Annotated in this window: 12 protein-coding genes; 5 read left to right on the top strand and 7 right to left on the bottom strand. The window is 72.3% G+C overall.

The window, feature by feature from the left end; genetic code table 11:
• Positions 1 to 75 precede the first annotated feature (75 nt).
• The 4 genes from bcsA to LHA35_RS03755 all read right to left on the bottom strand — a co-directional run bounded on the left by bcsA (position 76) and on the right by LHA35_RS03755 (position 7200).
• Positions 76 to 4596: a UDP-forming cellulose synthase catalytic subunit gene (gene bcsA, locus LHA35_RS03770; RefSeq protein WP_226604678.1), complete on the bottom strand. Its 4521-nt coding sequence runs from the start codon at positions 4594 to 4596 to the stop codon at positions 76 to 78.
• Positions 4593 to 5399 (bottom strand): cellulose biosynthesis protein BcsQ, encoded by an 807-nt coding sequence (gene bcsQ, locus LHA35_RS03765; RefSeq protein ID WP_226604677.1) that lies wholly within the window; start codon positions 5397 to 5399, stop codon positions 4593 to 4595. The genes bcsA and bcsQ overlap by 4 nt, the downstream gene beginning before the upstream one ends.
• A 16-nt stretch (positions 5400 to 5415) precedes the next feature.
• Positions 5416 to 6036, bottom strand: coding sequence for a hypothetical protein (locus LHA35_RS03760; RefSeq protein WP_226604675.1), 621 nt, complete (start codon positions 6034 to 6036; stop codon positions 5416 to 5418).
• Positions 6037 to 6123: 87 nt separating this feature from the next.
• The gene (locus tag LHA35_RS03755) at positions 6124 to 7200 is read right to left on the bottom strand and encodes a glycosyl hydrolase family 8 (protein WP_226604672.1); all 1077 of its coding nucleotides are present in this window, start codon (positions 7198 to 7200) and stop codon (positions 6124 to 6126) included.
• A 176-nt stretch (positions 7201 to 7376) separates the two neighbouring features.
• On the opposite strand from LHA35_RS03755, the gene LHA35_RS03750 reads away from it, so the two are divergent.
• Together LHA35_RS03750 and LHA35_RS03745 are read left to right on the top strand one after the other, a co-directional pair.
• Positions 7377 to 8282 carry a fumarylacetoacetate hydrolase family protein gene (locus LHA35_RS03750; protein ID WP_226604670.1) on the top strand — a complete coding sequence of 302 codons (906 nt, stop codon included), beginning with the start codon at positions 7377 to 7379 and terminating at the stop codon, positions 8280 to 8282.
• Between the two features lie 73 nt (positions 8283 to 8355).
• Complete coding sequence (locus LHA35_RS03745) at positions 8356 to 9942, top strand: ABC transporter substrate-binding protein (protein ID WP_226604668.1); 1587 nt, start codon at positions 8356 to 8358, stop codon at positions 9940 to 9942.
• A 99-nt stretch (positions 9943 to 10041) separates the two neighbouring features.
• On the opposite strand, the gene LHA35_RS03740 is transcribed toward LHA35_RS03745, so the two are convergent.
• Entirely contained in the window at positions 10042 to 10692 is a 651-nt protein-coding gene (locus LHA35_RS03740; RefSeq protein ID WP_226604665.1) for an acetyltransferase, read from the bottom strand.
• Positions 10693 to 10803: 111 nt separating this feature from the next.
• Between LHA35_RS03740 and LHA35_RS03735 the strand changes: the two genes are divergently transcribed.
• From LHA35_RS03735 to LHA35_RS03725, 3 genes are all read left to right on the top strand, one after another.
• Entirely contained in the window at positions 10804 to 11778 is a 975-nt protein-coding gene (locus LHA35_RS03735; RefSeq protein ID WP_226604662.1) for a S1C family serine protease, read from the top strand.
• A gap of 162 nt (positions 11779 to 11940) precedes the next feature.
• Positions 11941 to 13551 carry a serine hydrolase domain-containing protein gene (locus LHA35_RS03730; protein ID WP_226604659.1) on the top strand — a complete coding sequence of 537 codons (1611 nt, stop codon included), beginning with the start codon at positions 11941 to 11943 and terminating at the stop codon, positions 13549 to 13551.
• Between the two features lie 115 nt (positions 13552 to 13666).
• Entirely contained in the window at positions 13667 to 14383 is a 717-nt protein-coding gene (locus LHA35_RS03725; protein WP_226604657.1) for a PIG-L deacetylase family protein, read from the top strand.
• A 337-nt stretch (positions 14384 to 14720) separates the two neighbouring features.
• Here the strand turns inward: LHA35_RS03725 and LHA35_RS03720 are convergent, their stop codons facing one another.
• Entirely contained in the window at positions 14721 to 14864 is a 144-nt protein-coding gene (locus LHA35_RS03720; RefSeq protein ID WP_338050838.1) for a transposase, read from the bottom strand.
• A 40-nt stretch (positions 14865 to 14904) separates the two neighbouring features.
• The coding region (locus tag LHA35_RS03715; RefSeq protein ID WP_226604652.1) for an integrase core domain-containing protein at positions 14905 to 15293 on the bottom strand (389 nt) is incomplete at its 5' end.

Raw genomic sequence — 15293 nt, 5'->3', positions numbered from 1 at the left:
GCGCGGGACCATGGGCTGCGGCGGCCTGGCGTTCGGCGATGAACGCCAGCCGCGGCCGGCGGGGGGCATGGCGGCTCAAATCGTCCTCTCCCGCAGGCGGCGCACGGCCCGGCGCCGCAGGACCCAGTAGACCGGGCCGGCCATCAGCAGGGGCGCCGCGACCAGCAGGACCAGCAGCCCCAGGGGATGATCCCCCAGCAGGTATTGCGGCCAGAGCCAGAAGGGCAGGCTGCCATGGGTATAGCGGTTGCCGAGCGCGAAGCCCTGCACCCGGCCGCCGCTCAGCAGCGCCAGGTCGCCCTGGATGCGCGGCAGCTGCTCGGGGTCGCGCAGCGCCTCCGCCATCGCCGCCACCGCCGCCGGCGTGCTGCCACTGAGCGCGACCACGGAGCGGCCGGCGGTGAGCGGCGATTCGAAGCCGATCAGCACGCCGAGGCCTTCCCCCGGCGAGACCAGCTGCGCCGCCGCCCGCTCCGCCGCGCCGCGGCGGCTGCCGCCGCCGAAGACATGGCGGATATTCGCCAGCGCATCGGGCAGCGCCACGCTGAGGCGGTTCCCCTCGAGCTGAACCGGGCCGTCCTGCAGCAGCTGGCCAAGCGCCGGCTGGCGGCCGAGTGCGCCGATGAGGATCAGGTCCTGCCCCGCCACCTGCGGCAGGCCCTGCGGCCGCACCACCTGCAGGCCGGTCGCCGGGTAGCCGACCGCCGCCGCGAGCCGGCCGATCAGGCCGAGGAAGGCCGAGAGCTCCTGCGGATGCGGCCGGTCGGGCAGCACCGCCGCCGTGCCGGACAGGTCGGCCAGCCGGGTGAAGGGGAAGCCGGAGCCTGCGAAGAAGCCGAGATTCGGCAGGGTGGTGAAGCGGTGGGCATCCGAGAGGTCGATGGTGCTGTCGGGATCGATCGAGGACCGCACATCGCCCGGGATGGCCGCGCAATCGCCGCGCGAGAGCGGCCGGAGGTCGAAGCGCAGTTGCAGCTCGTTCTGGCTGAACACGCTCCAGGGCGGCAGGCCGGCCTCGCCCTGGCGGCGGTCGGACTGGCGGGCGATCAGGGACCAGGGCCAGGAGGGCTCGGCCGGCAGCAGCGGCAGGCTGCGCAGGTAGAGATCGTTGATCGAGACGTCGAGCCGGGAGACCGCGAGATCGACGATCGGGCCGGGCGGGGAGCGGTAGGCGATGTTGGCCCGCACCGGCCGGCCGCGCCAAGTGTAGAGGTCGGGCGCGGTGCGGAAGGGGATGGAGATCGCCCCCGGCGCATAGCCATGGGCCTGCAACTCGGAGGGATCGACCAGGTCGCCGAGGCGGACCGGCCGGTCGCCGCGGATCCAGCGCGGCGCGTCATAGGGCTCGCGCGGCCGCAGGTCCGGCGCCTGCACCAGCGCGACCTCGCCCGAGAGTGCCTCCCGCCCCACCGCCAGCACGGTCGCCGCCGCCGCCGCCTCCGCCGCGGTGCGGCCGCCGATGACCAGCAGGACCGCATGGGGATCGCCCGGATGCGGCAGCAGCGCGAGGGTCGGTCCCTCGAAGCGCGGCAGGGCCAGGCCCGGCACGCTGTCCGGCCCGGCGGCGATCACCACGGCATGGCCGCCTGCCGGCAGGGTGGCGGAGACCGGGAATTGCGCGCCACGGTAATCCGCCTGCACCGCGAACCAGGAGGCGGCGATGGCCGCGGCGCGCAGCACCTCGTTCCCCGCGCCATCCGGCAGCACGACCGGCAGGCTCAGCGCATCGCGCGTCAGCCGCGGATCGAAGAGCGGCTCCGGCAGCCGGGCCAGGTCGCGCAGCGGCGGCAGCTTCTCGAGCCGCAGGTGCAGCGTCGAGCTGTCCGAGATGGTGGACCAGAGCAGGCCCGAGAGCGAGTCGTTGCACTCCACCGCATAGCGGCCGGCGAAGCGGAAATTCAGCCGGTTGGCATCGGCGAAGAAGACCGGGTTCACCGGGAACTCGATCGGGCCGAAGCTCGGCCGCGAGCGGTCGGGCTGGATGGCGCCGATGAACTGCTCGTTCAGCGTGACCGCGATCTGGCTCAGCTCGGGGATCAGCGCCGGGGAGGTCGCGCCCTGCAGCACCAGCCGGGCCTGGGTCACCACCTCATCGCCGCGGATGCCGAACAGCACGCCCTGCAGGTCGGTGGTGCCGCGCAACTGCATCGGCGCGCGCAGGCCGAGCTGGCGCAGGGTGTAGGCGACGCGCCGCGTGCCCTCCCCCTCCGGCGCCGCCGGCACGCCGGAGGCGAGCAGGGCCTGGGGCGGCATGGCGGTGGGGGCCAGAGGGGCGTCCGCCGGCGCGGCCGGCGCCCCCTGGGCGGGCGACTGGCCGCTCCGCGCCTGCGCCAGCGCGGCGCCGGGCAGGGCAAGGCCGAGCGCCAGCAGCACAGCGGCGGCGCGCGAGGCGCGCAGCGGCGGCACCTGCGGGGCGGCCGGCAGGGCGGGCGCGGCCGGTGCCGCCCCTGCGGCGGCCGCCGCGCCGGCGGCACCGCGCCGGTGGTGCGACAGCGAGAACTGCGAGGCGCCCCCGAACAGGCCGGTGACGCTGCGCATCACCTCGAGGAAGGAGCGCAGCGGCCGGTCGCGCCGGATGTCGTCCCAATCCACCCAGGCATCGGCGCGCCCGAACACGGCACGGACCACATTTCCCTCCTCCTGCAGCGTGCGCGGCGCGAAGCGGAGCTGCACGCGATCGTCCGTCCAGCGCAGCACCTCGGCCGGCAGGCTGACCCGGCCGGCGCCGAGATCGAGGGTGAGCGAGACCTGCCCCAGCGCCTCCATCCCCTCCGGCCGCGCGGCGAGGAGCGCGGCGCCACCGAGCGAGAGGTTGCGCGTGCTGCCAAGGATGAGCCGGCCATCCGGCAGGCGGATGGTCGCCCGCACCTCCGCCCCGACCCGCGCGCGCTCACGCACCTGCCGCCTTTCGCGCCCGACCGCGAGGCCGGTGAGCACGGTGATGAGGCAGAGCAGCCCCCAGAAGAGGTTCAGCGCAAAGGCCTGGAATTCGAGGGAGCCGGGCGGGTTGGTGAGGAGGCCGACGATGCCCCAGAGCACGCCGGCCAGCAGGAAGCCGGCCAGCACCATGTTCGGCCCGACCGCCTTCATGTCGAAATAGCCTTCCTCCAGCGTGCCGCCCTTGTCGGTGACGTTGAACTTGCCCTTCCGGGGGTCGAGCAGCGTGGCCAGCGTGACGGGCACCAGATAGACCGCCAGCACCGTCTCATAGACCTCCGACCAGAAGGAGTGCCGGACATGGCCCTGGATCCGGCTGCCGGTCGCGACCGAGTGCAGGATATGCGGCCCGGCATAGGCGAGGATGGCGAGCGGCGAGGCGGCGATGACGTTCTCCCCCAGCAGCAGCCAGGCCAGCGGCGCCGTCAGGAAGACGAAGCGCGGCAGCGGGAAGAGGAAGCTGAACATCGCCATGAAGTAACAGAGGCGCTGCGGCCAGTTCAGGCCGTGCGCCAGCAGCGGGTTCTCCGTCCGCAGGATCTGGATCATGCCGCGGCCCCAGCGCAGGCGCTGGCCGATATGCAGCATCAGCCGTTCGGTCGCGAGGCCGGCTGCCAGCGGAATGCGCAGATAGGCGGTGCGCCAGCCTGCCTTCTGCATGCGCAGGGAGGCGTGGCAGTCCTCGGTCACCGTCGAGTGCGGCACGCCGCCGATCCCCTCCAGCGCGGTGCGGCGGATCACGGCGCAGGAGCCGCAGAAGAAGGTCGCCCCCCAGAAGTCGTTGCCCGCCTGGATGAGGCCGTAGAAGAGCAGGCCTTCATTCGGCACCCGCTCGCCGCTGGCCAGGTTCCGCTCGAAGGGATCGGGCGAGTAGAAGTAGTGCGGCGTCTGCACCATGCAGAGCCCGCGGTCGCGCAGCATCCAGCCCATGGTGAGCTGCAGGAAGGCGCGCGTCGGCACATGGTCGCAGTCAAAGATCGCGACATACTCGCCATCGGTCTTCGTGAGCGCGTGGTTGATGTTGCCGGCCTTGGCGCCCTTGTTGTCCGGGCGGATGATGTAGCCGGCGCCCACGGCGGCGCAGAACTCCCGGAACTCCGCGCGGCGGCCGTCATCCAGCACATAGATGTTCAGCTTGTCCCGCGGCCAGTCGAGCGCGAGCGCGGCGTAGATGGTCGGCTTCACCACATCGAGCGACTCGTTGTAGGTCGGGATGTAGACATCCACCGTCGGCCATTCCGCGGAATCGTCGGGCAGCGGCACCGGCTTGCGCTCCAGCGGCCAGGCGGTCTGCGCATAGGCGATCAGCAGCGCGACGACCGCATAGACCTCCGCCAGCAGCAGCCCGATGCCGAGGAAGCCCTGCACCCAGGTCGTGTAGTCCAGCGTGTCGCTGATGCGCCAATGCAGGTAGCGCAGCGAGACGATGCAGGAGATGCCGGCGAGGAGGAGCGTGACGGTCCGCCCCTTGAACCGGCCGATGACCAGCGCGGCGAGGAAGCCGCAGAGCGCGAACAGCCCCTGCTCCTCCGCCTGCAGCGGCGCGGTGATGACGATCAGCGCGAGGAGCAGGCCGAAGGCCACCAGGGCCGTGCCGCCGATGCGGCTGCGCGCCAGCGGCAGCCTGGCCAGCCGCTCCTGCAGGCGGGGCGCGCTCATCGGGCCCACCAGGCGCCGATGGCGGCCGGCGCCTCGACCGGCAGCGGCAGGGCGGTGGCTACCGCCTGGCCGAGTTCCCGCAGGTCGAGCGCGGCGCGGCAGGCGGGTGCGGTCTCCAGCACCAGGCGCTGGGCGGCCAGCGCCTCGGCCACCGAATCCTCCCGCGCGATGGCGCCAAGCAGGCGGGGGCCGAGATGGCGGGCCAGCGCCTCCGCCACCGCACGGGAGAGGCGGGAGCCGTAATCCACCTGGTTCAGCACCAGCCGCAGCCGCCCGGGCTGCAGGCCATGGAGCCCGCCGAGCCCGAGGAAGCGGCCACTGTCGATCTCCGGCATCAGCGCCGCGCCATGGGCATCCGCGAGCAGCACGATCATCACCATGTCCGAAAGGGGCGCGATCAGGTCCAGCGCGCGGGACGGGCCCGGCGGCAGGTCCGCCACGACGATCAGCGAGGGGTCGGCCAGCAATTCCCGCACCGGCCCGGTCAGGCGCTCCGGCATGCGTTCCAGCGCATTGGCGAGGGTCAGGGCCTCCGCCATGTCCACCGTGCCATGCGGCAGCAGGGCGACGCCGGCGGCGGTCTGGCGGATATGGCCGCGCCAGGAGCCGCCGCGCGCCAGTTCCGGCCCGAAGCCGGCGCGGTCCGCCAGTGGCACGCCGAAATGCAGCCGCAGCGCATTCTGCGGATCGAGATCCATGGCAAGCACGCGCCGCCCCCGCCGCCGCAGGGCATCGGCGAGGTTGGCGGTGAGCGTGGTCTTGCCCACGCCCCCCTTGGGGGATGCGATGCAGAGCAGGGGCATGCCGGGCTTGCCGAGCCTAGCGGGACCCGGGCGTGCCGCCCGGCAGGCGGAGTGCGGCGAAGGGCGAGGGCGCGGCGGGCTGGCCGTGCCCGAGGGTATGGAACAGGTCGGTCAGCGGCACCGTCACCCGCCCGGCAGGGACCAGCGGCGGCGGGGCGGCGGCCGGCAGAAGCGGGGCGGGCGGGACGGGGGCCGCAGCCACGACCCCGGGCAGCCAGCCGGCCCGCGGGGGATCGGCCGGCGGCGCGGCGGTGGGCGCCGCCGCGGTGCCGAACAGCCGGACCAGGGTGCCGCCCGCCATCGCATCCACCGGCGTCCCGGCGGGCTGCCGGACGGCGTCCAGCAACGGCCAGGCCGATGGCCCCCCGGTTGCGGCGGCGCTGGCGGGCGGCGGCACCGGCGGGGCCATGCTGGACAGGGCATCCGCAATCAGGGTCATGGTCGGGCTCGCCTCCTCGGATGCGCGCGGAGCCTCCGGCACATCCATCACAGGCGTCTCTAGCGCCGGAATCGTTACCGCAGCCTTTGCTGCCGGCGGGGAGACGGGGCGCACGGGCTCATTATCGAAGCTGCGGTAGCGCAGCCCGGGCGTCTTCAGCGCCGCTGCGACCCGGGTGATATCCACATCCTGCGACATGCCGCTGGCTTACTCCTGCTTCCGGACCCAACTACAATCCTGGGTTCAAGAAATACCAATGTTTTCGCTCTTTTCGCGCGCGCCCCGTCAATTGCGGCCGGCCCATCCCTCCTCGCCCGCCCAGGCCGCCAACATGGCGAGGATGGCGGCGTAGTAGTCCGGCGCCGAAAGCACCTCGCGCGGCGAGGGATGCCCCGGGCCGCCAGTGCGCGCCACGAGCTGCGCCAGGGCGGCGATTCCGCCCGAGGCCGGGTAGGGCGCGACCGCATCGGTGACGAGATCGGCCCAGGCCGGCACCCAGCGCGGCATGGAGTTCCAGAACCGCCCGGCCTGGCGCAGCGCCGGCTCGTCCCACAACCCGGCCCAGGCCAGCCAGAGCGGCACCCGCAGGGCATCGTAGGAGAAGCGCGGCGGCCGGCCCTGTGCCGGGGCCAGGGCGCCGGCCTCGCGGCCGATCAGCAGCCAGTCGGGCGGCAGTTCCCAGCGGCCGAACCGGGCCTGGCGCAGCAGCATCAGCCCATCCGCCGCCAGCCTGGCCCAGGCAGGGTCCGGCACCGCCCGGGCCAGCACGGCGAAGGCCGGAAAGACGTAGTAGGAGAGGTTCACCACGATGCCGTCCGGCTGCTCGAACCCCTGCAGGCCGGGCAGCAGGACGCTGTAGGACCCGGCGCGGCGGATCAGCAGGCGCAGCACGTCCCGCCCGATGGCGGCGCCAAGCGCCGCATGCTCCGCCGCGCCCCAGCGCTGGCCCGCGTCCAGCAGCGCCCAGGCGATGCAGAGATCCCCGTCCGAGGCATTGTTCGGATCATCCACCGCCATGGCGGCGCCGGGTCGGAAGCGCCAGGCATGCAGCATGTCCCGCGGGCGGCCGAGGGTGCGGCGCGTCCAGTCCAGCAGGCGCTCGAAGCCGGGCCGGTCCTCGGCCCGCAGTGCCAGCAGCAGGCCCCAGCCCTGCCCTTCCGAATGGGAGATGCCGCCATTGCCGGTATCGACCACCCGCCCCTCGGGCGCCACGAAGCGCGCCTGGAAGGCCGCCCAGGCCGCCCGCGCCGTCTCCGCCCGCGCATCGGCCGGCCAGCCGCACGCCCCCGCAGCGAGCGCGCCCAGGGCACGGCGCCGGATCGGGGCAGGGGGCAGCAGGCCGTTCCGCATGGGTGGCACCATGCAAAGGCTCCCAGGCATATTTCACGCTGATGGATCGGTACGCCCATATCCACTTCCAACGGATGAATCCACCGCTGCGCTGACCTGTGGCGCCGGCTCGGCGCTGCCGGGGCTTGCCAGCGGATCGCCTGCGGGGTCCCCTGCGGCACAGCGAATCCCGAATGGGGGGAAGATCCATGACCAGGCTCGCCACCTTCACAGAGGCCCAGGGGGGGACGAAGGGGCCACGCATCGGCTGCGTGCTGGAGGATGGGCGCATGCTCGACCTCTCGGCCGTGCCGGGCGCCCCGGGTGCGGGCGACATGCTGACGCTGATCGAGGGCGGGCCGGCCGCCCTCGCCGCGGTGCGCGCGCTGGCCGCCAACCCGCCCGCCGCCGCGATCCAGCCCGCCGGGTCCTGGCGCCTGCTGGCCCCCATCCCCCGGCCGCGGCGCAATGTCTTCTGCGTCGGCCGCAACTACATGGACCATGTGGCGGAGGGCGACCGGACGCGAGGGATCACCCAATCCGAATTGCCGAAATACCCGCAATTCTTCACCAAGGCGCCCGACTGCGTCATCGCGCCAGAGGACTGGATCCCGGCGCATGCCGGGGTGACCAACTGGCTGGACTACGAGGTGGAGCTGGCCGTCATCATCGGCACCGCGGGGCGCGACATCCCGAAGGAGAAGGCGCTCGACCACGTCTTCGGCTGGACCATCGGCAACGACGTGACGGGGCGCGACCTGCAGCGCCGCTACGGCCAGTGGTTCAAGGGCAAGTCGCTGGACCGGTCCTGCCCGCTCGGCCCCTGGATCGTCCCGGTGGATGAGCTGGACGGGCTGAACACCGGCATCCGGCTGTTCGTGAACGGGGAGAAGCGGCAGGACAGCCACACCTCCAAGATGATCTTCGACGTGAAGGAGATCATCCACCAGCTCTCGATCGGCTTCACCCTGCGCCCGGGCGACGTGATCATCACCGGCACGCCGGAGGGCGTCGGCTACGCCATGCAGCCGCCGAAGACCCTGCAGCCCGGCGACGTCATCGAGTGCGAGATCGACGGCATCGGCCGCCTGCGGAACGTGGTGCAGGCGGAGTAGCGCGCGGCAGGCCTTCCTTCGCGGGACGCAAGGATGGCAGCATGGCGGGCGGAGACGTTCGGGAAGACCCGCCATGCAGAGACGCAGCCTTCTCAAGGCCGCAGCGGCGCTGCCAGCCGCGCCGCTCGCCGCCCCCGCCTACGGCCAGGACATGCGCGCCCGCACCCTGCGCATGGTACCGCAGGCCAACCTCACCTCGCTCGACCCCATCTGGACCACCGCGGGGGTCACCGAGAACCACGGCTGGACCGTCTTCGACACGCTCTACGGCACGACCGACGACCTCAAGGTTCGGCCGCAGATGGCGGAAGGCCACGAGGTCTCGGACGACCGCCGCACCTGGACCATCCGCCTGCGGGACGGGCTCCGCTTCCATGACGGCGAGCCGGTGCTGGCGCGCGACTGCGCCGCGAGCCTGGCGCGCTGGGTGCGGCGCGACACCTTCGGCCAGTCGCTCGGCGCCGTGGTGGATGCGTGGGAAGCGCCGGACGACCGGACGCTGCGCATCCGGCTGAAGTCGCCCTTCCCCCTCCTGGTGGAGGCTCTCGCAAAGCCCTTCGCCAATGCCGCCTTCATCATGCCGGAGCGGATCGCCAGGACCGATCCCTTCCAGCAGGTCACCGAGATCGTCGGCTCGGGCCCCTACCGGTTCCTCGCCAATGAATACATCTCCGGCAGCCGCGTGGTCTATGCGCGGAACGAGCGCTATGTGCCGCGGCAGGAGCCGCCGAGCCGCACCGCCGGCGGCAAGCAGGCGCATTTCGAGCGCGTGGAATGGACCATCATCCCGGACAGCGCGACCGCCGCGGCGGCCCTGCAATCCGGCGAGATCGACTGGTGGGAGCAGGTGAACGCGGACCTGATCCCGGTGCTGCGCCGCACCCGGGGCGTCACCATCGAGATCGCCAACACCCTCGGCTATATCGGCTTCTGCCGCTTCAACCACCTGCATCCGCCCTTCGACAATGCCGGCATCCGCCGCGCGCTGCTGCACGCCATCAACCAGGAGGACTATGTCCAGGCCGTCACGGGCAATGACCCGGAGGCCTGGAAGACCTGCCATTCCATGTGGCCCTGCGGCACCCCCTACGGCACCACGACGGGCGGCGAGGCGCTTGCCGGGCCGCGCGACCCCGCCCGCGTGCGCCGCATGCTGCAGGAAGCGGGATACAAGGGGGAGAAGGTCGTCGTCATCAACCCGACCGACTTCCCCACCATCGGCCCCTTCGGCCAGATCACTGCGGATGTCCTGCGCCGCTGCGGCATGAATGTCGAGTTGCAGGAGATGGACTGGGGCAGCCTGGTGCAGCGCCGCGTCAGTAAGGAACCGGTGGAGAAGGGCGGCTGGAGCATCTTCCACACCTGGTGGCCGGGCATCTCCATCATCAACCCCGCCGTCAACGCGCCGATCCGCGGCCAGGGCGAGCGCGGCTGGTTCGGCTGGTACAGCAACCCGCGCATCGAGGAGCTGACCGCCGCCTGGCTGGTGGCGGAGGGCGAGGCGGAGCAGAAGCGCATCGCCGAGCAGATCCAGCAGGAAAGCTGGCAGCAGGTGCCCTTCCTGCCGCTCGGCCAGTTCTTCATCCGCACCGCGCATCGCGGGGTGACGGGGGTGCTGAAGGGAACCTCGCCCTATCCATGGAACGTGCGGCGGGCGTGAAACCCGCGGGAGGGCCCTGCCCTCCCTCACTCACCCGCCAGGCCGGGTTGAGCCGGCGCGGGGCGGCGTGACCCGCGCCCGGATGCGGCCCGGCCGCCGTCAGACCGCGCCGGGCGCGGGAGCCTGGCCGAGCGGCCGCGCCGGCACGCCGCCCACCACCGCGCCGGGCGGCACATCCTCCGTCACTGCCGCGCCGGTGCCGACCACCGCCCCCGCCCCGATCGTCACATAGGGCCGGCAGGCGGCACCGGCGCCGACCAGCGCCCGGGCGCCCACCCGCACGCCGCCCGGCAGCACGCAGCCGGGGGCGCAATGCGCGCCCTCCTCCACCACCACGTCATGCTCGAGGATCGCGCCGGTATTCACGATGCAGAAGCGCCCGACCCGGGCGGCGGCGCCCAGAACCGCCCGCGGCAGCACCACGCTCCCCTCCCCCACGGTCGCGCTGCGGGCCCGGATGGCGGCAGGGTGCACCAGGGGCGGGAAGCCGAAGCCGAGAGCCGCCAGCCGCTCCGCCGCTGCCAGCCGCGCCGCGGCATCGCCGATCGCGATGCAGGCCAGTCCCACCCCGGCCCGCCGCAGGCCGGGCAGCACCGATTCGTCACCCAGCACCGGCAGGCCCAGCATCTCCGGCAGCGCCGGGGTGGCATCCACCAGCCCGACCGGCTCGATCCCGCCCAGCTCCCGCAGCAGTTCGATCAGCGCCCGACCGTGGCCGCCGGCACCCAGTATCACCAGTTTTTCCGCCACGGCCGTCTCCCCTTTCCATCCATCCGGCATCTCCTGCGTTGGCGAACCCGTCGGATCGGCCGATATTCACACCGAAGATCAACCCCTCGGGGGCGGAGCGGACGCATAGGCATGCCAAGCAGCGAATGGGAAATTCCGTCGGACCTCCAGCCGGACCCCTCCGAGCATGAGTTCGACCTGGACCAGGTGCTGCGCTCCGTGGTCGCGGTGAAGGCGCTGGTCCCGCCGGATGCCTTCACGGCGCAGACGCTCGGGACCGAACGCGCGGGCAGCGGAGTGGTGATCCGGCCGGACGGGCTGATCGCCACCATCGGCTATCTGGTGACGGAAGCCGAGACGATCTGGCTGACCACGCATGACGGCCGGGCGATTCCCGGCCATGCCCTGGCCTATGATTTCGAGACCGGGCTCGGGCTGATCCAGGCGCTCGGCAAGCTCAACCTGCCGGCCCTGCCGCTCGAGACCGGCGACCAGCCCCGGCCGGGCGATACCTGCATCCTCGCCTCCGCGGGCGGCCGCAAGCATGCGCTGCGCTGCACCGTGGCGGCGCGGCAGGAATTCGCGGGCTATTGGGAATACATGCTGGAGGACGCGATCTTCACCGCGCCCGCGCATCCCTCCTGGGGCGGGGCAGGGCTGATCGGCGGCGATGGCAGGCTGATGGGCATCGGCTCCCTCGTCATGCAGCAGCAGGACGGCAAGGGGCGGCGCGTCGACCTCAACATGGTGGTGCCGGCCAGCCTACTGCCGCCCATCCTCGGCGACCTGCTGGCCTTCGGCCGGCCGAACAAGCCGGCCCGCCCCTGGCTCGGCCTCTACGCGACCGAGGATGAGAGCGGCGTCGTCATCAGCTCCATGGCCCGCAAGGGGCCGGCGGAGAAGGCGGGGGTGCAGGAGGGGGACCGGATCCTGGCGGTGGGCAATACTCGCGTCTCGGACCTGTCGGGCCTCTGGCGCGCCGTTTGGGCCACCGGCACGGCCGGGGTGAAGGTGCGCCTCACCATCACCCGGGACTCCGCGCCGCAGGAGCTGGTGCTGGCCTCCATCGACCGGCGCTCCTTCCTCAAGGCGCCCCGCCTGCACTGAAGGGTTCCTTTTCCATGATGCCTGGCTCATGACGTCCCAACCTGCGGCCCGCGCAGCGGGCCGGGCGCGCGGATGCGCGCCGCGGCCAGTGCCGCGAAGCCAAGGCCCGGAGGGCCACCGGCGTCTGAGGCATGGCATGCGTCAGCATGTCATGCGCCGGACATGACCGATCTCGACCTTCTCGCCCTGCGCCGGAAGGCGCGCCGGCTGCTCGCGCCCTGGGACCGGCCGGGCAGCCCCGGCGCGACGCTGGGCCTGGTGCGGGACGGCGCCCTGGTGCTGCAGGAGAGCGCGGGCGCGGCGAGCCTCGAACTCGGCGTGCCGATCGGGCCGGAGACCTGCTTCCGCATCGCCTCGGTCAGCAAGCAGTTCACCTGCGCCGCCATCCTGCTGCTGGCGGCCGAGGGCAGGCTCTCGACCGAGGACGAGATCCATGCCTGGCTGCCGGAACTGCCCGATTTCGGCGCGGCGATTCGCATCGACCAGCTGATGCGCAACTGCTCCGGCCTCCGGGACATGCTGGAGCTGATGCGGCTCTCGGGCACCGACCTGTCGCATCCCGCAACCGCGGAGCATCTGCTGGCCGCCATCGGCCGGCAGCGCGGCCTCAATTTCCCGCCCGGCACGCGCTTCCTCTATTCCAATACCGGCTTCCTGCTGCTCGGGCGGATCGTCGAGGCGGCGGCGGGCGAGCCGCTCGGCGCCGTCCTGGAGCGGCGGATCTTCGCCCCCCTCGGCATGACGCGGACGCGCCACACGCCGAGCGTGACGGAGATCGTCCCGGGCCTCGCCACCAGCTATTTCCCGCAGGATGGCGGCTTCGTCCGCGCCCTGCACGGCTTCCCACTGGGCGGCGAGGGCGGCCTCGTCTCCTGCGTCGAGGACCTGGCGCTCTGGGACCGGAACTTCACCACCGGCCAGGTGGGCGGGGTGGCGCTGGGGCGGGCGCTGGCGGAGCGGGCGCCCTTCAGCAACGGCACGCTCAACCTCTATGCCCGCGGGCTGGAGGTGACGAGGTATCGTGGCCTGCGCACGGAGAATCACGGCGGGCTCTGGCCCGGCTTCAAGACCTGCTTCCTGCGGGCGCCGGAGGCGGGGGTCACGGTGATCGCCATCGCCAATCATGGCGGGATCGATGTGCATCACCTGGGCCACCAGATGCTCGACGCGGCGCTGGAGGGCCGGCCGGGCCTGCATCCGGTCCCTGCCCTGCCGCCCCGCCCGGCGCTGGGGGCGCTGACGGGCCGCTGGCTGGAGCCGGAGAGCGGCACGACGGTGGAGTTCGGGATCGAGGCCGATGGCACGCCGACCGCGACCCAGCACGGCCTGCCCTTCGCCCTGGCCCCGGCCGAGGATGGCCGCCTGGCCGCCCGGCGCGGCATCTATCCCTTCACCGTCACCCTGCCGGAGGGCGGGCGGCTGGCGATCGAGACCGATGCCGGCCATGTCGCGCTCTTCCGCCGCGCCGCCGAGGCCCCCGTGCTGCCGGCGGGGCTGGCCGGGACCTACCGTTGCGAGGAACTGGACACGGTCTGGACCCTGGCAGCGGAGGGGGACGGGCTGGCGGCGCGGGTGCGCGGCCCGCTGACCGCGGCCGGCCCCTGGCCCGTGCAGCCGATCGAGGGCGACTGCATCCGCCTGCTGACGCCCGCGACGCTGTTCCAAGGCTGGGTGGACGCGAAACTGGCGCGTGACGCCGCCGGGCGGATCACCGGGCTGATCGTGAGCGGGGCCCGGGCACGCGGGCTGCGCTTCGCGCGGCAGGAGCGGTGAGAAACGGGGGAACGGTATTCCCCCCCCCGCGCGCCCCATCTCTGTCTGCGAGTCCGCAGGCGGTACCCCGCGGAGGAGGGCTCATCCTCCGTCCTTGTTTTCCCGGAAACCGTCCATGGCCGATACCGCCCTCGTCGTCAGCGCCCATTCCGCCGATTTCGTCTGGCGCGCCGGCGGCGCCATCGCCCTCCATGCCGCCCACGGCTGGCAGGTGACCGTCCTCTGCCTCTCCTATGGCGAGCGGGGCGAAAGCGCGAAGCTCTGGCGCCAGCCCGGCATGACGCTGGAGCGGGTGAAGGCGGAGCGGGAGAGGGAAGCCCGCGCCGCCGCCGCCGTGCTCGGCGTGCACGACATCCAGTTCTGGGATCTCGGCGACTACCCGATCGCGCTGAGCCGGGACTCGCTCTTCCGCCTGGTGGATGTCTTCCGCGCCGTGCAGCCGCGCTTCGTGCTCACGCACAGCAAGGAGGATCCCTACAACCACGACCATCCGGCGGTGACGGACTTCACCCAGAATGCCCGCATCACCGCCCAGGCGCATGGCCACAACCCCGGGCAGACGGTCCTCGGCGCCCCGCCGGTCTACCTGTTCGAGCCGCACCAGCCGGAGCAGTGCAATTGGCGGCCCGACATGCTGCTCGACATCACCCCGGTCTGGGAGAGGAAGCGCGCCGCCATCGAATGCATGGCGGGGCAGGAGCATCTCTGGGAATACTACACCCGCGTCGCGCTGCAGCGCGGCGCCCAGGCCGCGCGGAATTCCGAGAAGCCGGTAAAGTGGGGCGAGGGCTTCCAGAGCGTCTTCCCGCATGTGGTGGAGACGCTGGGCTAGGACACATCCCGACCGGGTGGACCCACCTGAGCGAAGTGATCTGCTCGCCCGGCCGAAGATCCGGAGCGGCTGGCGTGATACCCAGCGCAGGGTTGGTGTGGCGGCTGCGCGCCAAACAAACAGGGATACCGGCCGCACGACCTCTGGTGATCGGTCAGGATTTCGTGCGGCCGGTATGAGGAGAGCTGTGCGCGGATGCGCCAGAACGGGCCCAGCGCACCAGAACGAGCAGATGGCTCGGCAATGCGGAGGTTTGGGCGATATGAGCGCCGGCAGGGGCGCCGATTTTGCCTTCGATTAGGGCGTTTCGGGCCACCCCGGACAGACTCGTCCCGCGTCAGGCTGCGGCGCCCTGCAGCATGGTGATGGTGCGCCGGAGGTTGTAGGCGATGGCGGCGAGCCTGACCTGCAGCCCGGCCTTGGCCAGGCCGAGCCAGCGCATCCGCCGCAGGCCATAGCTGCGCTTCCAGGTGCCGAACACCTGAACCGCACCGGGATGGCCGGAGGCTTTTGTGCTTGGGTCATGCCGCCAGGGCGGTTGTCTCCCGTTGGGCATAGTAGCGCGCCTCGGCCTCGGCGGGAGGGATGTTTCCGATCGGCTCGAGGAGGCGTCCTGTGTTGAACCAGGCGACCCACTCGAGGGTGGCGAACTCCACCGCTTCGAGGGAGCGCCATGGTCCGCGACGACGGATCACCTCCGTCTTGAACAGGCCGATAACGCTCTCGGCGAGCGCGTTGTCGTACGAGTCACCGACGCTGCCGACCGACGGCTCGATCCCGGCCTTGAGCAGCCGCTCCGTGTAGCGAATGCTGACGTACTGCGACCCCTTATCGCTATGACATGTCAGTCGACCCTTCGCCGGACGTCGGTCGTGCAGGGCCTGCTCCAGAGCGTCGAGGACGAAGCCTG

Source organism: Roseicella aerolata (genome assembly GCF_020523605.1).
Lineage (GTDB): Bacteria > Pseudomonadota > Alphaproteobacteria > Acetobacterales > Acetobacteraceae > Paracraurococcus > Paracraurococcus aerolatus.
The sequence above is the reverse complement of the archived record's forward strand: the minus strand, read 5'-3'. Positions and strand labels throughout refer to the sequence as shown.

What these genes read in the sequence shown, in the direction of transcription:
- bcsQ (WP_226604677.1), bottom strand. Translation starts at nt 5,399, where the DNA reads ATGCCCCTGCTCTGCATCGCATCCCCCAAGGGGGGCGTGGGCAAGACC.
- LHA35_RS03750 (WP_226604670.1), top strand. Translation starts at nt 7,377, where the DNA reads ATGACCAGGCTCGCCACCTTCACAGAGGCCCAGGGGGGGACGAAGGGG.
- LHA35_RS03760 (WP_226604675.1), bottom strand. Translation starts at nt 6,036, where the DNA reads ATGTCGCAGGATGTGGATATCACCCGGGTCGCAGCGGCGCTGAAGACG.
- bcsA (WP_226604678.1), bottom strand. Translation starts at nt 4,596, where the DNA reads ATGAGCGCGCCCCGCCTGCAGGAGCGGCTGGCCAGGCTGCCGCTGGCG.
- LHA35_RS03755 (WP_226604672.1), bottom strand. Translation starts at nt 7,200, where the DNA reads ATGGTGCCACCCATGCGGAACGGCCTGCTGCCCCCTGCCCCGATCCGG.
- LHA35_RS03745 (WP_226604668.1), top strand. Translation starts at nt 8,356, where the DNA reads ATGCAGAGACGCAGCCTTCTCAAGGCCGCAGCGGCGCTGCCAGCCGCG.
- LHA35_RS03730 (WP_226604659.1), top strand. Translation starts at nt 11,941, where the DNA reads ATGACCGATCTCGACCTTCTCGCCCTGCGCCGGAAGGCGCGCCGGCTG.
- LHA35_RS03725 (WP_226604657.1), top strand. Translation starts at nt 13,667, where the DNA reads ATGGCCGATACCGCCCTCGTCGTCAGCGCCCATTCCGCCGATTTCGTC.
- LHA35_RS03735 (WP_226604662.1), top strand. Translation starts at nt 10,804, where the DNA reads ATGCCAAGCAGCGAATGGGAAATTCCGTCGGACCTCCAGCCGGACCCC.